Source organism: Nocardia sp. NPDC055029, from assembly GCF_053608525.1.
The window spans coordinates 1-18,460 of record NZ_JBSGVQ010000061.1; the positions used below are offsets into that span (position 1 = coordinate 1).

Annotated in this window: 20 protein-coding genes and 1 pseudogene; 13 read left to right on the top strand and 8 right to left on the bottom strand. The window is 67.3% G+C overall.

Going from position 1 to position 18,460, the window contains the following annotated elements; genetic code table 11:
* Window positions 1–188, bottom strand: a pseudogene (locus ACWF9G_RS32700) (CoA-acylating methylmalonate-semialdehyde dehydrogenase); the annotation flags it as partial.
* Window positions 189–277: 89 nt separating this feature from the next.
* Between ACWF9G_RS32700 and ACWF9G_RS32705 the strand changes: the two are divergent.
* Window positions 278–1,435, top strand: a complete 1,158-nt coding sequence (locus ACWF9G_RS32705; protein WP_452497467.1) for an acyl-CoA dehydrogenase family protein — start codon at window positions 278–280, stop codon at window positions 1,433–1,435.
* Between the two features lie 185 nt (window positions 1,436–1,620).
* On the opposite strand, the gene ACWF9G_RS32710 is transcribed toward ACWF9G_RS32705, so the two are convergent.
* Window positions 1,621–4,083 (bottom strand): 2Fe-2S iron-sulfur cluster-binding protein, encoded by a 2,463-nt coding sequence (locus ACWF9G_RS32710; protein WP_452520010.1) that lies wholly within the window; start codon window positions 4,081–4,083, stop codon window positions 1,621–1,623.
* Window positions 4,084–4,162: 79 nt separating this feature from the next.
* Between ACWF9G_RS32710 and ACWF9G_RS32715 the strand changes: the two genes are divergently transcribed.
* The gene (locus ACWF9G_RS32715; RefSeq protein ID WP_452520012.1) at window positions 4,163–4,732 is read left to right on the top strand and encodes a TetR/AcrR family transcriptional regulator; all 570 of its coding nucleotides are present in this window, start codon (window positions 4,163–4,165) and stop codon (window positions 4,730–4,732) included.
* A 70-nt stretch (window positions 4,733–4,802) separates the two neighbouring features.
* On the opposite strand, the gene ACWF9G_RS32720 is transcribed toward ACWF9G_RS32715, so the two are convergent.
* On the bottom strand, window positions 4,803–5,237 hold the full coding sequence (locus ACWF9G_RS32720) for a diiron oxygenase (protein ID WP_452520014.1): 435 nt from the start codon (window positions 5,235–5,237) through the stop codon (window positions 4,803–4,805).
* 173 nt (window positions 5,238–5,410) lie between these two features.
* Here ACWF9G_RS32720 and ACWF9G_RS32725 point away from each other — a divergent pair, with 173 nt between their 5' ends.
* Window positions 5,411–5,650, top strand: a complete 240-nt coding sequence (locus tag ACWF9G_RS32725; RefSeq protein WP_379304008.1) for a hypothetical protein — start codon at window positions 5,411–5,413, stop codon at window positions 5,648–5,650.
* Window positions 5,647–5,814 carry a hypothetical protein gene (locus ACWF9G_RS32730; protein WP_452520016.1) on the top strand — a complete coding sequence of 56 codons (168 nt, stop codon included), beginning with the start codon at window positions 5,647–5,649 and terminating at the stop codon, window positions 5,812–5,814. Before ACWF9G_RS32725 ends, ACWF9G_RS32730 begins: the two co-directional genes overlap by 4 nt.
* Window positions 5,815–5,826: 12 nt before the next feature.
* Here the strand turns inward: ACWF9G_RS32730 and ACWF9G_RS32735 are convergent, their stop codons facing one another.
* Window positions 5,827–5,982 carry a hypothetical protein gene (locus ACWF9G_RS32735; protein ID WP_452520017.1) on the bottom strand — a complete coding sequence of 52 codons (156 nt, stop codon included), beginning with the start codon at window positions 5,980–5,982 and terminating at the stop codon, window positions 5,827–5,829.
* 70 nt (window positions 5,983–6,052) lie between these two features.
* On the opposite strand from ACWF9G_RS32735, the gene ACWF9G_RS32740 reads away from it, so the two are divergent.
* Both ACWF9G_RS32740 and ACWF9G_RS32745 read left to right on the top strand, forming a co-directional pair.
* A complete protein-coding gene (locus ACWF9G_RS32740) occupies window positions 6,053–6,844 on the top strand; it encodes a GTP pyrophosphokinase (RefSeq protein WP_452520019.1) in 792 nt (263 codons plus the stop codon).
* A gap of 176 nt (window positions 6,845–7,020) precedes the next feature.
* Window positions 7,021–7,818: an SAM-dependent methyltransferase gene (locus tag ACWF9G_RS32745; protein ID WP_379304014.1), complete on the top strand. Its 798-nt coding sequence runs from the start codon at window positions 7,021–7,023 to the stop codon at window positions 7,816–7,818.
* Window positions 7,819–7,827: 9 nt separating this feature from the next.
* Here the strand turns inward: ACWF9G_RS32745 and ACWF9G_RS32750 are convergent, their stop codons facing one another.
* Window positions 7,828–9,009, bottom strand: a complete 1,182-nt coding sequence (locus tag ACWF9G_RS32750) for a PucR family transcriptional regulator (protein ID WP_452520051.1) — start codon at window positions 9,007–9,009, stop codon at window positions 7,828–7,830.
* A 156-nt stretch (window positions 9,010–9,165) separates the two neighbouring features.
* On the opposite strand from ACWF9G_RS32750, the gene ACWF9G_RS32755 reads away from it, so the two are divergent.
* The 5 genes from ACWF9G_RS32755 (at window position 9,166) to ACWF9G_RS32775 (ending at window position 14,229) form a co-directional block, all read left to right on the top strand.
* On the top strand, window positions 9,166–10,425 hold the full coding sequence (locus tag ACWF9G_RS32755) for an acyl-CoA dehydrogenase family protein (protein ID WP_452520021.1): 1,260 nt from the start codon (window positions 9,166–9,168) through the stop codon (window positions 10,423–10,425).
* Window positions 10,426–10,427: 2 nt separating this feature from the next.
* Window positions 10,428–11,213: an SDR family NAD(P)-dependent oxidoreductase gene (locus tag ACWF9G_RS32760; RefSeq protein WP_452520023.1), complete on the top strand. Its 786-nt coding sequence runs from the start codon at window positions 10,428–10,430 to the stop codon at window positions 11,211–11,213.
* Window positions 11,210–11,953 carry an SDR family oxidoreductase gene (locus ACWF9G_RS32765; RefSeq protein ID WP_379304020.1) on the top strand — a complete coding sequence of 248 codons (744 nt, stop codon included), beginning with the start codon at window positions 11,210–11,212 and terminating at the stop codon, window positions 11,951–11,953. Before ACWF9G_RS32760 ends, ACWF9G_RS32765 begins: the two co-directional genes overlap by 4 nt.
* Window positions 11,950–13,044 carry a phosphotransferase family protein gene (locus tag ACWF9G_RS32770; RefSeq protein WP_452520025.1) on the top strand — a complete coding sequence of 365 codons (1,095 nt, stop codon included), beginning with the start codon at window positions 11,950–11,952 and terminating at the stop codon, window positions 13,042–13,044. Before ACWF9G_RS32765 ends, ACWF9G_RS32770 begins: the two co-directional genes overlap by 4 nt.
* Window positions 13,045–13,221: 177 nt before the next feature.
* Window positions 13,222–14,229 carry a serine/threonine protein phosphatase gene (locus ACWF9G_RS32775; RefSeq protein ID WP_452520027.1) on the top strand — a complete coding sequence of 336 codons (1,008 nt, stop codon included), beginning with the start codon at window positions 13,222–13,224 and terminating at the stop codon, window positions 14,227–14,229.
* Here the strand turns inward: ACWF9G_RS32775 and ACWF9G_RS32780 are convergent.
* Window positions 14,214–14,765 (bottom strand): dihydrofolate reductase family protein, encoded by a 552-nt coding sequence (locus ACWF9G_RS32780; protein WP_379304028.1) that lies wholly within the window; start codon window positions 14,763–14,765, stop codon window positions 14,214–14,216. The genes ACWF9G_RS32775 and ACWF9G_RS32780 overlap by 16 nt on opposite strands.
* Before the next feature lie 122 nt (window positions 14,766–14,887).
* On the opposite strand from ACWF9G_RS32780, the gene ACWF9G_RS32785 reads away from it, so the two are divergent.
* A complete protein-coding gene (locus tag ACWF9G_RS32785; RefSeq protein WP_452520029.1) occupies window positions 14,888–15,505 on the top strand; it encodes a nitroreductase/quinone reductase family protein in 618 nt (205 codons plus the stop codon).
* Here ACWF9G_RS32785 and ACWF9G_RS32790 read toward each other — a convergent pair.
* On the bottom strand, window positions 15,436–16,725 hold the full coding sequence (locus ACWF9G_RS32790; protein ID WP_452520030.1) for an NADH:flavin oxidoreductase/NADH oxidase family protein: 1,290 nt from the start codon (window positions 16,723–16,725) through the stop codon (window positions 15,436–15,438). The genes ACWF9G_RS32785 and ACWF9G_RS32790 overlap by 70 nt on opposite strands.
* A 105-nt stretch (window positions 16,726–16,830) precedes the next feature.
* Between ACWF9G_RS32790 and ACWF9G_RS32795 the strand changes: the two genes are divergently transcribed.
* Window positions 16,831–17,409, top strand: a complete 579-nt coding sequence (locus ACWF9G_RS32795) for a TetR/AcrR family transcriptional regulator (protein ID WP_452520032.1) — start codon at window positions 16,831–16,833, stop codon at window positions 17,407–17,409.
* 9 nt (window positions 17,410–17,418) lie between these two features.
* Here ACWF9G_RS32795 and ACWF9G_RS32800 read toward each other — a convergent pair whose 3' ends face one another.
* Window positions 17,419–18,411, bottom strand: a complete 993-nt coding sequence (locus tag ACWF9G_RS32800; protein ID WP_452520033.1) for an NAD(P)H-quinone oxidoreductase — start codon at window positions 18,409–18,411, stop codon at window positions 17,419–17,421.
* Between the last annotated feature and the right edge of the window lie 49 nt (window positions 18,412–18,460).

An 18,460-nucleotide genomic window follows, 5' to 3' on the forward strand; every position in this document is an offset into this window, starting at 1 on the left:
GTGTTCGGATCGAACACGTCACCGAACGCGCCCGAAGCGCCCTTGACGTGCTGTCCGTCGATGAAGTGGGTGAGTTCGCGAACCATGCCAGTCCTTGTCGTGGGGTCGGTGCACCGGGAGGCGCAGTTGAAAGGTGATCCAATAGTTGGATGTCCTATCAATTGATACCATGGCAGCACTATTGGCACCTTGTCAACACTATCGCGAACTATTGACAGAATGCCAACAACTGCTCACTCTGGTGCGCAGTCCATCGACAACTGGGAGAGGAACCCCGATGAGCACCGCCGATACCGACCGCGGCACCGACGCCGAGTCGGAGCTGCAAGGCCTGGCCGAACTGGCTCGCAACTTCTTCGCGAACACCGTCGCGCCGCACCGCGAGGAGTTCGCCGCGCAGGGCTTCCCGAGCCGGGAGGTCTACCGCAAGGCCGGCGAACTCGGCCTGCTGTGCATGTCGATCCCCGAGGAGTACGGCGGTGGCGGCGGCACCTTCGCCCACGAGGCCGTGCTGTTCACCGAGCAGGTCAAGGGCGGCGATTCGGCCATGCAGCTCGGCGTGCACACCGGCATCGTGCCCCACTACATCCTGGCCTACGCCTCGGCGGAGAACAAGAAGCGCTGGCTGCCCAAGCTGGCCTCGGGCGAGTGGATCGGCGCCATCGCCATGACCGAGCCCGGCACCGGCTCCGACCTGCAGAACATCGCGACCAAGGCGGTCAAGGACGGCGACGACTACCTGATCACCGGCGCCAAGACGTTCATCTCCAACGGCCGCAACTGCGATCTGCTGATCATCGCGGTCAAGACCGATCCGACCCAGGGCGCCAAGGGCGTCTCGCTGGTGGTCGCCGAGGTTTCCGACGACACTCCCGGCTTCGAGCGCGGCAGGCTGCTCAAGAAGATCGGCCAGAAGGGCCAGGACACTACCGAGCTGTTCTTCGACGGCTTGCGCGTACCGCAGGCGAACCTGCTCGGCGCCGAGGGCGAGGGCTTCATCCAGCTCATGCAGCAGCTGCCCCAGGAGCGGCTGATCTGCGGCGTCGCGGCCGCGGCCGCGATCGAGGCGGCCGTCGACGAGACGCTGGCGTATGTCAAGCAGCGCAACGCTTTCGGCAAGCCTCTGTTCGCCATGCAGAACACCAGGTTCGAGCTGGCCGAGTGCGCGACGATCGCCGAGGTGGTGCGCACGTTCGTCGACTCCGCCGTCGACAAGCACCTGCGCGGCGCGCTGGACGTCAAGACCGCGGCGATGGTCAAGTACTGGACCACCGATCAGCAGTCCCAGGTGATCGACCGGTGCGTCCAGCTACACGGTGGCTACGGCTACATGGAGGAGTACCCGATTGCCCGGATGTGGGCCGACGGCCGCATCTCCCGCATCTACGCCGGCGCCAACGAGGTCATGAAGGACCTCATCGCCCGTTTCCTCTGACATGCGCCACCCGCGCCTACCCGTTCACCTGGACGATGTGGGCGCGGGCAGCTCGTCCAGAAATGCCCGCACCGCACGCCGGGAGCTCGAGCGGACGAAGACGAGGTCCAGACGATCACCGCCCGAAATCCGCCGCGTCACAGCCACAACGGCATTATCCAAGATTCGCGTCGGGGTACCGACACTCACTCGAAACGGAGTACGACGTTGTCGGAGACGGGACGAGTGCGGCAGGCCAGCACATAGCCGGACGCGGTCTCGTGGTCGGTGATCGCCAGTAGCGGATCGGGGTCCATGGCGACCTCACCCGATTCGACTGCGGCGCGGCATGTTCCGCAGGAGCCACCGAGGCAGGAGTACGGGAGGTCTTCGCGCTGTCCGAGCGCTGCTTCGAGGATGGACCGATCTCGTGGCATGTCGAATTCCATGGGCCTGCCGTGTCCGGTGAGGGTGACGCGACTGGTGGGGGCGTCCGTCTCCGGTGGTGGTGAATTGACAGTGTCGGTGTCGAACAATTCGAGGAGGATCCGCGAACGGTCCAGCCCGCGCTCGGTCAACGACGCGACCGTGCGAGACACGAGCTCCCTTGGACCACACAGGAACCAGCGGTCGACGTCATCCGTGAGGGTGGCCGGATCGATCCGGCCACGCCGATAGGTCACCCCGGAGACAGGCTCGGGCAGTGCACGCTCGCTATGCCGCGAGAAATGGTGCGTCACCCGGAGGCGCCGGGGAAAGCGGTCGACGAGTGCACGCAACGGGCCGTCCAGCATGACATCGTCCAGGCCACGGCTGCCGTAGTACAAGGTGAACGTGCTGTGCGGCTCGGATTCCAGAACGGTTCCGATGATGGAGACGATCGGCGTGATCCCGCTGCCCGCCGCAACCGCGGCGTAGGCGCACCGGGCCGTGGAATCCATTCCGGGAGTGAACATCCCGGTCGGCTCGGAGACATACAGTGCGGAGCCGACGATCCGATGGTCGAGTACATAGCTGGAGAACGCTCCCCCGTCCTGGCGTTTCACCGCGATGCGCAGGCGCCCGGATCCCGCCGGGTCGCACAGCGAGTAACTGCGCCGGATCGCTTCGCCGTGGCGGGTACCGCGTACGACGATGTGCTGACCGGCGGCGTATCGGAACCGGTCGGCGAGTTCGGCCGGGACGTCGAACTCGACGATCGCGCTGTCGCGCGTATCGCGGGTGACCGAGCGCACCGCCAAACGGTGGAAACCCATCGCGGGCCCGTGCGGAAGTGGATCGAACGCGGATGTTCTGCCTGCGGACCGCGCAGTGGCCTGCCGGACCTGATCGATGCCGACACGTCCGAGCGCAGTCGCCGTGTGCGCCAGCAGTTGTGGGCGAAGCACCGCCGTCGGACGGTCCAGGAGTCCGGCGATGCGCGCGATCGCCCGCCCGACCCGAGCATCCCGAGCCCCGGCGGCCAGGCCGAGCCCGACCAGGGATCCCGCGCTCCGCGTCAGAACCTGACCGCTCGCGTCCACATGCGGCATGGCCAGGTCGAAAAGTTTGGTGATCAGCCAGGCATCGTCGATCGCGGTGGCGGCCGCGCGGAAGTAGCGGCGGGGTAGGTCGTGATCGCCGCCTGCCAGGACGGCCCGGAGCCGCACGGCCTGCAGCGCCGACACCGTCATGCCTTGGCCGAAGGCCGGGCTGAAGCTGCAGACCGCGTCACCGAAGACCAGCAGCCCGTCGGGAAACCGCGCGAGTCGCTCGTAGCGGCGACGCTGATTGGCGAGGTAGCGGTACGTGGCGATGTCGGTGAGTGATTCGGCTTCTACCAGTGCCTGACGCACATCCGGCGGGGCGACCGAGGACGCGAACCGCCAGAAGCCATCGGAATCTGCTGGTGGGTGGTCGTTTCCGTAACCGATCAGAGTGAGGATGTGTTTGCCGTCCTCCACCGCGAACAGCGCCAGGCCCCGTGCGGGCTGCTGGTTGGAGACGATGATCTCCTTGTCGCCGCGCACCGCACCCACGGGCAGCCGGACGTATCGACTCGCGTACATCATGTCGATCCGCACGCCCTCCTCGGCGGGCCGATCGTAGCCGAGATCGGCCAGCCAGTCGTTGACCGGACCGTGTCTGCCCAGACAGCTGACGATCAGATCAGCCTCGATCTCACCCACCCCGGCGACCCGAACGCCACGCACCCGCTCAGCCGCACGGTCGTAGCACAGTGCCTCCACGGTGCGACCGTCGAGCACGTCCACATTCGGCAGACCACGAACGCGTTCGCGCACTCGCCATTCCAGGAACGGACGACTCGCCTGTAAGACCGTGTACCCGCTGTCGGACTGACGCAGTGTGTGCCCGCCGAGAGACATCCGCATCTCGCTCAGCGCGCGACACTCGACCGCCCCCTCGGCCAGCAGGTCCTGCGTCAACCCCGGGAACAGCTCCTCGAAGATCCGCGTTCCCCGCGCCAGCAACGCGTGCACATGACGGCCCTGCGGTACTCCGCGCCGATCCCCCGGGCTCGACAGATCGTCCCGTTCGATCACGGTGACCTTCGCGAAGCTCTCGCTCAACACGCGTGCGGCCAGCAGCCCCGCCATGCTCGCGCCCAGCACCACGGCGTGGGACCGGCCCGCGCGCATGTCTCTATGTCCAGTCACTGCGCTCTCCATCCTGAGACTAATTGATAAATTAGTCTCACCAGTGACCGGCGCGCAAGGCGCCTGACCACCCGCCGGAGTACAAAGAGCCATGACCTCATCGACCCGCTCCTCGGAAGAGCTGCTGGACGCCGCCGTCAGCTTGATCGCCGAATCCGGACTCGACGGCTTGACCCTGACGACGGTGGCCGAACGCGCCGGGGTATCGCGAGCCACGGCATACCGTGAACTCGGAGACAAGAAGGCGCTCGTCTCCGCGGTGGGTCGCCACGAGATCGGACGCATGGTCGCCACCGCGTACAGCACGATCGACCTGTTCGCACCCGCCGCCGAAATCGCCCGCTCAGCAACACTTTTCGCGATCCGATACCTGCGTGAACACGCGGCATTCGACTACCTGCGGACCCACGAACCCGCCTGGCTGCTCACTGTCGCCATCACGCACGGCCAGTCGGAACACAACCTGGTCGAGACCGTCGCCGCGTTCGCGGAGCCGCTCATCGCGGCCCGCGACGACAAGACCTTGGCCCTTCCCCCACGCCAAGCCGCCGAGGTCATCGTGCGCATCGTCTTGTCGCACGCGCTACTGCGCGACAGCAGCCTCACCGACGAGCAGATCGCCGACACGGCCGCACGGGCCATCACGACGAGAAAGAACTGACCACCGACCGAACGAAAGGTTTGATACGAATCTTCCTATTCATCTCAGTGTTGCCCGGTGGCACGACGGGTCAGCGGATACAGGAACCCGTGGTGCGAGCGGGCTCGCTGCGATAGCGCGAGGCGTCGCCGTCGATGCGGCAGATCTTCCACAGCACGCGCGAGGCGGGGTTGAGCAGACCGAGGTCGGTGGCGAGCATGCGGACATCGGCGAAGCCGGCGCGCAGGCCGTCGCGGGAGTGCTCGCTCTTCCAGAAGACCTCGCGGACAACAGACCTGGGAATATCGCAGTCGGTGCGGAAGCGGCGGGTCGGGACCGCGATGAGGTCGCAGATGATGCGCATGGTCGGCGCGAAGAGCAGCGACAGGACGAACTTGCGCAGGCGGCCGATGCCGGGATCGGCCTGGTCGAACAAGGCGATCAACGCGTCCATCACCACCCGTTGACGCTCGACGTTGCGATCACCCCAACGCCCCGCCTTGCTCTTGACCCTGCGCGCGACCATCCCCACAGGATTTCATCACCCCGCAGAGGGAAATTCGACCGTCTCGCAGCAAGCGGAGGTTGTCGGTACCGTCGTTACCGGATAACGTTGACGACGTCAGTGCACAATTGTTCACTCAACAGTACAGCGGGGTGGCGACGATGAGGTTGCTGGTGTCGGCGATGGTAGACGCCTTGGTCGAGAAGACCGCGGACGATCGGCAGGCGATCGGCGAGTTCGCGCGGGAAGTGCGGGCCGCGGTGGTCGCTCGCCAAGGGGAGATCGGGCGGGTGGCGACCGCCTCCGGCCGCGAATTACTGCGGGAAGGGCGTTCACTGGCCTTCGACATCGCCGATCTGGCGGATGCGGCCAGGCGGGCACGGGCCGACCGGCTTCGGAAGGACCAGCGCCGGTCTGCCGGGAGGAAGTGGTGATCGGCACGGCATCGGCGGTGTTGGTCGGACTCTGCGTGCTCGCCCTGTGCTCGCTGCTGGCGGGATACGCCGTCGTGGTCGTCATCTACTGGCTCGAACTGCACCGGCGGCCGGTCGTCGCGGAGCGCGATGGCGTGGCGCGAACAGACGAGCGCGCCGGCTGATCGTCCGGCGCGTCAGGAAGCCAGCCCACTCAGCACACCCGCGGCGGTGCGAATCCCCGCGCTTCGCCCGCCTCGGACGAGGCTGCGCACCACGACCAGCGTGTCCGGTCCCGGCAGTAGCACGAGCACGATCGCAGCGAGGGTGAACGACAGGACAGCAGCGAACATCGGACCATCGTAAACGGGCTCTACCTGGTGCGGCGGCGGCGCTCGCGGCGGAACAGGCACAATGGACTCGATGAAACCTTGGCAACCGGATCAGCTCACCATCGACAACGGCTCGCCCCGCAACGGGGAGCGGGTCGGGATCGACGATCTCCGGGTGCTGCGGGAACAGTTCGTCGACTTCATGCTCGGCTACAAGTTCGCGATCGACGAGGTCACCACCAAGATCGATATCTTGCGTGAGGACTTCAACAACGCGCACGAGTACAACCCCATCGAACATGTGCGGTCGCGGCTGAAGTCGCCCGAGAGCGTGCTGGAGAAGGTCCGGCGCAAGAACTACGCGATGAATCTCGCCGCGATCCGGGAGAACGTGCTGGATATCGCCGGTGTCCGGGTGGTTTGCAGCTTCATCTCCGATATCGACACCATCAGGGCCATGCTGGTCGGCCAGGAGGACATCACCGTCCTGGAGGAGCGCGACTACATCACCAACCGCAAGCCGAACGGGTATCAGAGCCTGCACCTGATCGTGTCGATCCCGGTGTTCCGCTCCGATCGCACCGAACGGATCCCGGTGGAGATTCAGATCCGCACCATCGCGATGGACTTCTGGGCCAGCCTCGAGCACAAGATCTACTACAAGTACCGCGGCGAGGTCCCCCCGAACCTGCGCAGCGACCTGGCCCAGGCGGCCGAGGTGGCCACCCAGCTCGACGAGAAGATGGAAGCCTTGCACCGCCAGGTCGATCGCGGTCCGCAGCCCAAGCGGGGCGCGGTCGATTCGCTCGACCTCAGCGTGCTGTACAACAGCCTCACCGCGGCCCATCCCGTCGACCTTCGGCCGGGCGATCTACCCGCCTGACCAGGCCGGGAGGGACCGCGAATTCGTGAGCGTGCGGCCACCATTCGGCGCCTGCCCGATCCACCACCCAGTGGTGGCGTGAATCTTGTACTGTCGCAACAGATCAGGTGCTGTCCCGCCGACGGTTCCTTCCCCGGGATGGGCACCGCTGTCACACTTGCAGAGGAGCGAGGCGCATGGCCGACGTGCACACCCCGGTGATCCGGACCGACATTCCGCATTCGGCGCGGATCTGGAACTACTGGATGGGCGGCAAGGACCACTACGAGATCGACAAGATCGCCGGTGACGCGGGCCTGGCCGTCGACCCGGACATCTCCACCATGGCCGTGCAGTCGCGGCAGTTCCTGATCAGGGCCGTCCGGTTCCTGGCGCGCGAGCGTGGCATCCGGCAGTTCCTCGACATCGGCACCGGGCTGCCGACGATGCAGAACACCCACGAGGTCGCCCAGGGTGTCACGCCCGATGCCCGCGTGGTGTACGTGGACAACGATCCGCTGGTGCTCACCCATGCGCGGGCGCTGCTGACCAGCACCACCCCCGAGGGCGTCACCACCTACATCGATGCCGATTTCCACGATCCCGAGCAGATCATCGCCGACGCGCGCAACGTGTTGAACTTCAACGAGCCGATCGCGGTGATGTTCATGGGCGTGCTCGGTCACGCCAGGACCTACGACGACCTGCTGCGGATCGTCCGGACCGTCATCGGGGCGGTGCCGTCGGGCAGCCACCTGATCATGTGGGACGGCACCGACGACAGCCAGGCCTACGTGACGCTGTGCGAGAACTACACCGGCACCGGCGGCACACCGTACATCCCGCGGCCGCAGGCCCAGATCCGCGCCGTGTTCGACGGATTGGAGCTGGTGGAGCCCGGCTTCACGTCCATCACCCAGTGGCAGGCGGAGGGGACCGAGGTGGGCGAGGTCCGTCCGATCTCGGCGTACGGCGCGGTCGCCCGCAAGCCCTGATCGAAGTGGTCAGCGTGGTGGCGACTGCTCGCGATGCAGCAGCCACCACGCGACGACGAGATCGTCGGTGCGGTCGAGATCGAGGCCGGTGAGCTCGGCGAAGCGGGTGAGCCGGTTGCGAACGGTGTTGCGGTGCAGGTACAGCGCGGCCGCGGTGTCGTCGACGCGCCGATCGCAGTCGAGATAGGTCTCGACGGTTCCGAGGATCTCCCCCGCTGCACCACCGTGGCGGCGCAGCGGCTCGAGGTGTTTCTCCTCGAGCAGCTGCGCGACGTCCTCGGCCGCCCCGAGCAGCGGTAGCGGGCCGAGGGATCCCAGGTCGACCGATCCGCGGCGCCCATAGCGCACAGCCAGATCCAGTGCGCGCCGCGCCTGGCGGTACGAGGCCGCGGCATCGCCGAGCGGCACAGCCGATCCCAGGGCGACCACGCTGTCGTCCGGGAGTGAATCCGGGGTGCGTGGCAGCAGCGCGACCAGATGCTGGTCGACCACCGTATCCACGACCGGCAGTGTCGTCGTCGACCCACGGGCCCGCAGGGCGGCGAGCAGGTCGGCGGTGACGGCGGTCTCGTTCCACGCGGCGCAGGCGATCCGGTAGCGATGCTCCGGGTCGAGGCGGTGGTCGCGGGCGTCGACGAGCAGCACGGCGGGCGAGAGGGTGCCGTCGACGAGGCTGCGCAGGAAATCGGCGCGGCGGGCGGCCCCGGCCACGGCCCGCTCCTGCGCCACCACGTGCACGGCGGTGGCGGACGCGGTCGCCCATTCCCAGGTGAGGTCCTGCATTTCGTCGATCTCGGCGGCGGGGATGTCACGGGCCGCGGCGCGGCGGCGGATCAGTTCGAAGATCCTGCGCGCGCCGATCTGCAGGCTGTGCGCCACGAGGTCGAGGGGTATCTGCTGGTCGGCCCAGGTTCTGGCGAGCGTGGTCAGCTCGTCGAAGCCCGCGTGCTCGGCTTGCGAGTCGCCGAGTTGGGCGACGACGATGCGCAGCACCGCTCGGGTGTTGTTCTCGATCGAGCTCGCGTCGACCTGGTCGTAGACCGGGATGTGCTCGCGGTACAGCCGGGTCAGGTCCGCCGCGATCTCGTTCAGTTCGGGGTCGACCTCCGCGATCATTGCCGCGATCTGGGCCGCGACCTTGCGCCGGTGTGGTCCCAGCGGGAGGGCCGGCACTGGCCTGCCGATGTGCATATGCACATCAAACTCGGTCTCCGCGCCTATTTCAATGCTGCTTGCCGGCATCGACAATTGCATCTGCACAGGGCAGAGCGGTTCCGGGAGGCACGATGGGTGTTGGTGCACATTCCGGCCTGAGTGCCCCGCTCCCCTTCACCGAAAGCAGAAGATATGGACTTCGCCCCCAGCGCTCGCGCCACGGATCTCGTCGATCGAGTCCGTGGTTTCATCACCGAGGAGATCGCCCCGATCGAGGCGGAATACCACCGCAGCATCGCCGCCCTGCGCGATTCCGGTGCGGACCCGTGGAATCCGCTGCCCGTGCTCACCGAGCTGCGGACGAAGGCGCGCGCGGCGGGATTGTGGAATCTGTTCCTGCCCGCGGCGCACGCGGGCGAGTACGCCGCGCGGTTCGGCACCGACGGCGGCACCGGCTTGACCAATGTCGACTACGCGCCGATCGCCGAGGAGACGGGACGCTCGTTCCTGGCGCCGCATGTCTTCAATTGCCACGCACCGGATTCCGGCAACATGGAGGTGCTGCTCCAGTTCGGCGATCCGGCTCAGCGTAAGCGATGGCTGGAACCGCTGCTCGACGGCACCATCCGTTCGGCGTTCGGCATGACCGAACCCGATGTCGCGTCCTCCGACGCGACGAACATGGCGGCGACCGCCGTGCTCGACGGTGAGGACGTGGTGATCAACGGCCGCAAGTGGTGGACCACCGGTATCGGTCATCGCGACTGCGCGGTCATCATCTTCATGGGTCTCACCTATCCCGATGCCGAGAAGCATCGCAGGCACACGATGGTGCTCGTCCCCGTCGACACCCCCGGTGTGCGGATCGAGCGGATGCTGCCCACGATGGGCCGCTACGACGAGCCGTTCGGGCACGGCGAGGTGTCGTTCACCGATGTGCGGGTGCCCGCCGGGAACATCGTGCTGGGGCCTGGTCGCGCGTTCGAGATCGCGCAGGGGCGCCTCGGTCCCGGCCGCGTCCATCACTGCATGCGGCTGATCGGGCTGGCCGAGTCCGCGCTCGCGGCGGCGTGTGCGCGCGGGGTGGAGCGCACGGCGTTCGGCAGGCCGCTGGCCCGGCTGGGTGGCAACCGGGAGCGAATCGCCAAGGCGCGCATCGCGATCGACGCGGCACGACTGCTGGTGCTCAATGCGGCGTGGAAGCTCGACACCGTCGGCGCGTTCGGCGCGCTGAGCGAGATCAGCCAGATCAAGGCGCACGTGCCGATGATGGCGCAGGAGGTCATCGATTTCGCCATGCAGATCCACGGTGGTGCGGGCCTTTCCGATGACGTGCCGTTGTCGGCGGCGTGGACGACCGCGCGGGCGGTGCGCTTGGCCGACGGGCCCGACGAGGTGCATCTGGATGTCGTCGGCCGGCTCGAGCTCGCCAAGTACACGCGGGGGCGGTGACCATGGCCAGGGTTCTGATCACCGGTGGCGCGTCCGGTCTCGGTGCGGCACTGGCGCGGCGGTTCGCCGGGCGGGGTGACCGCGTCGTGGTCACCGATCTGGCCGAGGACGCCGTGGTCCCGGCGGGTGCGTCGTATCTCCGGCTGGATGTGACCTCCGAGGACGACTGGGTGCGGGCCCGCACCACCGTGCGGGAGAGCATGGGCGGGCTGGACATCCTCGTCAACAACGCGGGCATCGCCGCCGGTGGTCGGATCGACCGTGTCCCCCAGGACGAGTGGGCGCGGGTCATGAACATCAATGTCCTCGGCGTCGCCGCCGGCTGCCGGACGTTCACGCCGATGTTCAAGGCACAGCGCTCGGGTCATCTGGTCAACACCGCGTCACTGGCCGGGCTCGTGCATCCGCCTGCGATGGCGTCCTACTCGGCGGCCAAAGCCGCTGTTGTGGCACTCAGCGAAAGCTTGCGCTACGAGCTCGCCCCGCACGGCATCGATGTCTCGGTGGTGTGCCCGTCGTTCTTCCGCACCAATCTGGCGGCGTCACTGAGCGATGCCGATCCGCTGATGACCAAGGTCGCTCGGAGTCTGATCGACGGCGCGGCGCTGGATGCCGACGATATCGCCGCGGTGGCACTGGCCGGGATCGACGCGCGTCGCTTCCTGGTGCTCACCGATCGCGCCGGGCGCCGGGCGTTCTGGACGAAACGGCTGCTGCGCCCGCTCTACGACCGGCAGTTGATGGGTATGGGCCGCCGTACCGCGGAGGACAAGGAGATCACCGAATGAGCACCATCGTCATCACCGGCGCCAGTTCCGGGCTCGGCGCGGAGATGGCGCGCCAATTCGCCGCTCGCGGTCACGATCTCGGGCTGTGTGCCCGGCGGGTGGACCGGCTCGATGCGCTGCGCGCCGAACTCGTTGCGGCCCATCCCGGGATCGTCGTGCACACCGCGGCACTCGATGTCACCGACGACGCCGCTGTGCAGACGACGTTCGAGAAGTTCCGGGCCGAATTCGGCACGCTCGACCGGGTTGTGGTCAATGCGGGCATCGGCCACGGCGCCGCGCTGGGCACCGGCGGGCACGCAGCCAACCGGCGGACCGCGCTCACCAATTTCGTCGGGGCACTGTCGCAGAGCGAGCACGCGCTGGCGGTGTTCCGGGCGCAGGGCCATGGGCACCTCGTGCTCATCTCCTCGTTCTCCGCGGTGCGGGGCATGCGGCGGTCCATGACCACGTATGCCGCGAGCAAGGCCGGTGTGGCCGCGCTCGCCGAGGGCTTGCGGTCGGAACGGATTCCCGGCGTGGACATCTCGCTGATCTGTCCGGGCTACATCCGGTCGGAGATGACGCAGGACCAGGCCGATCGCGCCAAGTTCATGGTCGACACCGAGACCGGAGTCGGGGCGATGGTGCGCGCCATCGAAGCGCGCAAGGCCGTCGCGTATGTCCCGGCGTGGCCGTGGGTTCCGCTCGCGGTCGCGATCAAGGTACTGCCCCTGTCCATCGTGAGGAAGCTGACATGACCCACTCCCCCACCGTCTCCGACGCACGGGACGTGCGCGCCGAGGACGCCTTCGACGTCGCGGCCCTGACGGCGTGGCTCAGCGCCGAGCTGGGCGAGGAGTCGCTCGCGGAGAACCCGTTGGTGCGCCAATTCTCCGGTGGCGCTTCGAATCTGACCTACCTGTTGCAGTACCCGGACCGCGACCTCATCCTGCGCAGGCCGCCCGGCGGACACCGGGCCGACGGCGCGCACGACATGGCTCGCGAATACCGCGTGCAGACCGCCCTCGGCCCGGAGTTCGACTACGCACCGCCGACGGTGGCGCTGTGCGAGGACGACAGCGTGCTCGGTGCGCCCTTCTACCTGATGGAACGGCTCGACGGCCTCATTCCCCGCAAGGAACTCCCGCCCGGCCTCGCCCTGACACACCCGCAGGTGCGCACCCTGTGCACCAATGTCCTCGACGTCCTGGTCGACCTGCACACCATCGATCCCGCTGCCGCCGGGCTGGATTGGCTGTCGAAGGGCCCCGGCTACGTCGCCCGGCAGGTCTCCGGCTGGTCCGACCGCTACCGCCGGGCCCGAACCCGCAACGTCGGATCCTTCGAATCCGTCATGACCTGGCTGGCCGCCAACCAGCCGCCCGACCGCGCAGCAGTGCTGATCCACAACGACTTCCGCTTCGACAACATCGTCCTCGACCGCGCCGACCCGACACGGCCCATCGGCCTGCTCGACTGGGAGATGGCCACGATCGGCGACCCACTGATGGACCTCGGCGGCGCCCTCGCCTACTGGGTCCAGGCCGACGACAACGCCGCCTTCAGATTCTTCCGCCGCCAGCCCACCCACACCCCCGGCATGCTCACCCGCGACGAGGTGGTCGAATACTACTGCCGCCGAACAGAAACCGGCCTCACCGATCGCGAATGGGCCTTCTACGAGGTCTTCGGCCTGTTCCGCCTCGCCGTGATCTGCCAGCAGATCTACTACCGCTACTACCACCGCCAGACCACCAACCCCGCCTTCCGCTTCTTCGGCCTCGCCGTAGTCCTCCTCGAGTGGCGCTGCCGCGGGATCATCCGCAGAAACAAGGGGCCGGCAAAGTAGTTCGCGGACGCCTCGCGGCCCAAGCATCGCGCGTTGCCGGACCTGTTGTTGCACGGCCTTCGCGGCGACCGCTCGGGTCTGGTGGTCACCCTGGTCGACCTCGAGGCAACAGGGATCGTGCGTGCGTCCCCTATCCGCGCTGAGAGTCATCCGCCCGGTCGGTGGCAGAATCGTGTGATGACAGCTGCCAGGAGCGTTCGTCACCAGAGACTCTCGGCTTTCCTGGCTTCCCACAGCGACTTCGAGCTCGCGGAGCTCGTGGATTCGGGCCGGGCCGAGAGCGTGGGAGTGGGTGGGGGCTCGGCAGTCGTCGACGTCGACGGGGTGTCGGTGTTCGCCAAGCGCGTTCCGCTGACCGATCGGGAGCTCGCCAACCGGGGCTCGACCGCGAATCTGTTCGACCTGCCGGTGTTCTGTCAGTACGGGATCGGTGGTCCCGGCTTCAACGCATGGCGCGAGCTGGCCGCGAATATCGTTGTCACCGAGGGCGTTCTGGCGGGCGAGACACCGGCGTTCCCGATGCTCTACCACTGGCGGGTTCTGCCCGGCCGGTCGCCGATCGCCGACGAACACGCCGATATCGATGCGGTGGTTGCCGCTCAGGGCGGCTGCCGGGCGGTTCGCGCCCGGCTCGAAGCGCTGGCCGCCGCATCGTCGAGCCTCGTGTTGTTCTGCGAGTACATTCCGCACTCGATGGCGGACTGGCTGCGCGGGGACCCGGCGGGCAAGGCTGCCATCGTCGCGGAGCAGTTGTCGGAGATCGTGACGTTTCTGGCCGATCGGAAGCTGCTGCATATGGACGGGCACTTCGGCAATCTGCGCAGCGACGGCGAGCGGATCTATCTCAGCGACTTCGGGCTGGCCACCTCGTCGCATTTCGAGCTGTCGAGCGCCGAGCGCGACTTCGCCGAACGTCACGCCACTCATGACGCCGACTATGCCGCCATGCGGCTGGTCAACTGGCTGGTGACCGATGTCTGCGGAGTGCCGATGCCGACCAGCGGCGGTCCCGTCGCTCGCAACGAGTACGTAGTTCAGTGCGCCGCTGGCCGTATCCCAGGCGACGTGTCGCCGGAGGTGGCCACGATTCTGGCCCGGCACTCACCTGCCGCCGCGAAGATGAACGCCTTCTACTGGAAATTGTTCGGCGGTGACATCCATGCGGAATATCAGTCGGCGACGTAGCGCAGCATCACTGCGGTCTTGAAGTGCCTCGTCTCGACCAGCCGGAGACCGATGCGCTGGTCCAGTGCGGGGAACATCGGGGTGCCGCCGCCGAGTACCACGGGACAGACGAACAGCTGGTACTCGTCGATGAGGCCGTGGGGCATCAGGGAGGCCGCGAGGCTCGCGCCGCCGACCTCGATGAGGCCATCGCCGCCCGCTTTGAGCTTGCGGACCTCCTCGACCGCGTTCTCGCTGACCAGGGTGCTGTTCCAGTGGACCTCGGTGAGTGTCCTGGAGAAGACGACCTTGGGTTTGTCCATCCAGAGCCTGCTGAACTCGCGCTCGATGGGCGACGCGTTCTCGGGCACGTGCGGCCAGTGTTCGGCCATCAGTTCGTACAGCCGACGGCCGTGCAGCGAGACCTCGATCGCGCTGTACCTGTCGTTGTGGAACTGGTGCAGTTCCTCGTCCGGGTCGGTCCAGTCGATGGTGCCGTCGCGGTCGTTGATGTAGCCGTCCAGGGACACACCGATCCCGTAGCTCAGTCTTCTCATAACCGTGTAGACCTCCTGCGCGCTCGAAACTCATCGGTGGTTGTCACACACAAAACCCGTCCGCACCGGCCGCATTGAACTACTATCTTCTGTAGTAGTTCAATGCGGAGCGGGGGAACGCTATGAAGATCTTCGTCGCCGGTACCACCGGAACACACACCTTTCGTTCGAGACCGGTCGACCCGACCAGCAGGCCGGGCTGGTTCACCCGGGCCTACGCGGCCTTCGCCGCCGGCCGCCTGCCGAGACTGATCTCCCGTCACATCGCGTGGAAGCTGGATCCGCTGCTCCTGCGACTTACCCGCGGCCGCCTCGCGACGACGCTCATCTTCCCGACCGCGGTGCTGGAGACCGAGGGAGCCAGGACAAAAGCCCGGCGACGCAACGCCATCATCTATTTCATGGACGGCGATCACTTCGTCATCGTGGCGTCCAACGCGGGCAGCGCGGCCAACCCCGGGTGGTACTACAACCTTCTCGCCGATCCCGATGTCGTCTTCGGCGGAGCACCGATGCGGGCGACCGTGGTAGACGACAAAGCTGAGCGCCGACGACTCTGGACCATCGCCGACCGGGTTTTCCCGGCCTACATCCCCTACCGCCAGGAGGCGGGTCGAGCGGGCCGGACCGTCCCGATCATCCGACTCACCCCACGCGACACGCGCTGGAATCAGCGCACCGACGCACGCGACGGCGCCGTCGACTGGTTCCGCCGCTTGGCGGCGAGCCAGCGCGAGTAGCGGCGCAGCGCACGATTCTGCACACGCTGATCGGCGAGCATCGCCAAGGTCGGGCTGACAGTGAGTGCGGGATTGGAGCCGGTCGCCATACGCCGCATCTGGTAGCGGACCATCGCCATCTCGGTCGCCGAGGCCAGCGCCTTGTCCGTCCACGTCACCGGCTTCATGGTCCTGGTCGCTTCGAGCCTGTCCCGCCAGCGGTGCGGCAGATCGGGAGTGACCGCCAGCGCGGTGGCCATGCCGATCAGTTCGACACTGTTGTCCAGGACGCGTTCGGCGGTCTCGCGGCGCGAGATGCCACCGGTCAGCATGAGTGGCAGAGCGCTGGTCTTGGCCAGTTCCGCGGCCAGTTCCAGGAAGTACGCTTCCCGCGCGGCGGTGCGGCCGTCGGTGGGGCGGCCGGACATGGCCGGGCTCTCGTAGCTGCCGCCGGACACTTCGACGAGGTCGACGCCGAGTGAGGCGAGCATCTCGATCACCGTGTGCGCGTCGTCGGCATCGAAACCGCCGCGCTGGAAATCCGCGGAATTCAGTTTCACCGCGACAGCGAAATCAGGCGCCACCGCGCCGCGAATGCCACGCACGATCTCGATCAGCAGCCGCGCGCGGTTCTCGAGCGACCCACCCCACTCGTCGGTGCGGTTGTTCACCAGCGGCGACAGGAACTGCGACAGCAGATACCCGTGCGCGGCATGGATTTCCACACCGTCGAAACCCGCCTCTTCAGCGCGCTGTGCCGTGGTGACGAAACGACCGATGGTCTCGTGGATCTGCCACGGGGTCATCGCCACCGGCTGACCGAACCGCTTGGAGTGACGGCCGAGCTCGACCGCGATATCCGAAGGCCCCCAGACGACACCGGGCATGCGCGCCTGCACCTGACGCCCGGGGTGGCTGATCTGCATCCACATGGCCGCACCGGCGGCCTTGCCCGCCCGCGCCCACGCCGTGAACGGTTCCAGCGGCGCGTCCGCATCGAGGACGATGCCGCCGGGCCCGGTCAGCGCTTCGGCGTGCACCATCACGTTTCCGGTGATCAGCAGGCCGGCGCCGCCTGCTCCCCAGCGCCGATACAGGGCGACCAGGCGGTCGTCGGGCAGCTGGGCGGCACCCGCCATACCCTCTTCCATCGCCGCCTTGGCGATCCTGTTCTGCAGGACCTGACCGGATCGCAGCCGCAGGGGCGAGAACAATCCGACCGACTCCGCATCGCTCGACATCGGTGACTCCTTTCCGGCACACATATTGACACTGCTTACATTCGCGTGCGAGAGCTAACAGTAGAGATATATGTAAGCGCTGTCAACACTTGCTAAATTTGTTCCATGGCACTGTCGAACACGTCGTATCACCACGGCGATCTCCCGAGCGCGCTGGTGCGCGCGGCCGTGGAGCTCCTCGAAGAAGACGGTGCGGCAGATCTCTCGCTCCGGGCGGCCGCGCGCCGCGCCGGGGTGTCGACGGCCGCGCCGTACCGTCATTTCGCCGATCGCGATGCCCTGCTGTCGGCGGTCGCCGCCGTTGGCTATCGCGATCTGGCCGAACACCTGGTGGCCGCGAGCCCGGCGCCGAGCACCGCCGACGACCTCGCCGCGATCGCCGCCGCCTACGTCCGGTTCGCACTGGCACGGCCCGCGCTGTTCCGGGTGATGTTCTCCGATCCGTGCGATCCGACCAGTCCGGAACGAGTCGCCGCGACCACCGCGATCCACGAATACGTCAGATCGATTGTGCGGCAGGTGTTTCCCGAGTCGGACGAGGATTCGCTGGCGACGGCGATGTGGGCGCTGGTCCACGGCCTGGCTTTCCTCTACCTGCACGGCAAGTTCGACTCCGAGGACATCGACGAGCGGGTCCGCAGTACCGTTTTCGCGGTACTCGAGCTGGGGGGCCCGCCCGCCTAGCGCGTCGGCTCAGGGCTCGCGGATGGTGAGCAGTACTTTGCCCACGGTCTCACCGGAGTCGAGCAGCGGATGCGCTGCGGCGACGTCGGTGATGGGGATTTCCGCGGAAACCACCGGTGCGACAGCGCCTTCGGCGATCAGCGGCCACAGCTTCTGCCGCAGTTCGGCGATGATCTCGGCCTTGGAGCCCGGTCCGCCGCGCGGTCGGCGGCGCAGGTTCGTCACATGGACCGAAGCCCGTTTGAACAGCATGAGCCCGAGGTCGAGTTCGGCGGCGGCGCCGTCCTGCAGGCCGATGATCGTGAGATCGCCGTTTTCGGCGAGTGCTTGCACATTCCGCTGGAGGTAGCCGGCGCCCATGATGTCGAGGATGACGTCGGCGCCGCCGTATTCCGCGGTCACGATCTGCACGAAATCGTCGTCGCGGTAGTTGATCAGGGTGTTCGCACCGAGTTCCGCGCAGCGGTCCAGCTTGTACTGCGATCCGGCGGTGACCGCCACGCGGGCACCCAGCGCGCGGCCGACCTGGATCGCGTGCGTGCCGATGCCGCTGCCGCCGCCGTGGACAAGCAGGGTCTGCCCGTCGCGGAGCCCGCCGGTCATGACGACGTTCGACCAGACCGTGGCGGCCGCCTCGGGCAGCGCCGCGGCGGCGGTCAGGCTCACCCCGTCGGGGACGGGCAGCAACTGGGTGGCCGGGACGTTGACGCGTTCGGCGTAGCCACCACCGGACAGCAGCGCGCACACCGCGTCGCCGGGTTGCCATCCCTGCACGCCGGGACCGACGGCGGCGACGATGCCGGAAACCTCGAGGCCGAGGATGTCACTGGCGCCAGGGGGCGGCGGATAGAAACCCTGCCGCTGCATGATGTCGGCGCGGTTGACCCCCGCGGCAACGACATCTACCGCCACCTCTCCTTCAGCGGGTGCGGGCAGGTCGTCCACCTGCGCCCATCTCATGACTTCCGGACCGCCGTAGCCGTCTAGCGTCACCGCGAACATAGAAATCCCTTTCGCTCGGCGATAATGTAAGCACCAATAACATTACTCG

Bases quoted from the DNA above. Each gene is read 5' to 3' on its own strand.
- ACWF9G_RS32770 (WP_452520025.1), top strand. From the start codon at position 11,950: ATGACCCACTCCCCCACCGTCTCCGACGCACGGGACGTGCGCGCCGAG.
- ACWF9G_RS32800 (WP_452520033.1), bottom strand. From the start codon at position 18,411: ATGTTCGCGGTGACGCTAGACGGCTACGGCGGTCCGGAAGTCATGAGA.
- ACWF9G_RS32775 (WP_452520027.1), top strand. From the start codon at position 13,222: ATGACAGCTGCCAGGAGCGTTCGTCACCAGAGACTCTCGGCTTTCCTG.
- ACWF9G_RS32720 (WP_452520014.1), bottom strand. From the start codon at position 5,237: ATGGTCGCGCGCAGGGTCAAGAGCAAGGCGGGGCGTTGGGGTGATCGC.
- ACWF9G_RS32710 (WP_452520010.1), bottom strand. From the start codon at position 4,083: ATGGAGAGCGCAGTGACTGGACATAGAGACATGCGCGCGGGCCGGTCC.
- ACWF9G_RS32760 (WP_452520023.1), top strand. From the start codon at position 10,428: ATGGCCAGGGTTCTGATCACCGGTGGCGCGTCCGGTCTCGGTGCGGCA.
- ACWF9G_RS32705 (WP_452497467.1), top strand. From the start codon at position 278: ATGAGCACCGCCGATACCGACCGCGGCACCGACGCCGAGTCGGAGCTG.
- ACWF9G_RS32740 (WP_452520019.1), top strand. From the start codon at position 6,053: ATGAAACCTTGGCAACCGGATCAGCTCACCATCGACAACGGCTCGCCC.
- ACWF9G_RS32795 (WP_452520032.1), top strand. From the start codon at position 16,831: ATGGCACTGTCGAACACGTCGTATCACCACGGCGATCTCCCGAGCGCG.
- ACWF9G_RS32785 (WP_452520029.1), top strand. From the start codon at position 14,888: ATGAAGATCTTCGTCGCCGGTACCACCGGAACACACACCTTTCGTTCG.
- ACWF9G_RS32745 (WP_379304014.1), top strand. From the start codon at position 7,021: ATGGCCGACGTGCACACCCCGGTGATCCGGACCGACATTCCGCATTCG.
- ACWF9G_RS32750 (WP_452520051.1), bottom strand. From the start codon at position 9,009: ATGCACATCGGCAGGCCAGTGCCGGCCCTCCCGCTGGGACCACACCGG.
- ACWF9G_RS32790 (WP_452520030.1), bottom strand. From the start codon at position 16,725: ATGTCGAGCGATGCGGAGTCGGTCGGATTGTTCTCGCCCCTGCGGCTG.
- ACWF9G_RS32735 (WP_452520017.1), bottom strand. From the start codon at position 5,982: ATGTTCGCTGCTGTCCTGTCGTTCACCCTCGCTGCGATCGTGCTCGTG.
- ACWF9G_RS32765 (WP_379304020.1), top strand. From the start codon at position 11,210: ATGAGCACCATCGTCATCACCGGCGCCAGTTCCGGGCTCGGCGCGGAG.
- ACWF9G_RS32715 (WP_452520012.1), top strand. From the start codon at position 4,163: ATGACCTCATCGACCCGCTCCTCGGAAGAGCTGCTGGACGCCGCCGTC.
- ACWF9G_RS32780 (WP_379304028.1), bottom strand. From the start codon at position 14,765: ATGAGAAGACTGAGCTACGGGATCGGTGTGTCCCTGGACGGCTACATC.
- ACWF9G_RS32755 (WP_452520021.1), top strand. From the start codon at position 9,166: ATGGACTTCGCCCCCAGCGCTCGCGCCACGGATCTCGTCGATCGAGTC.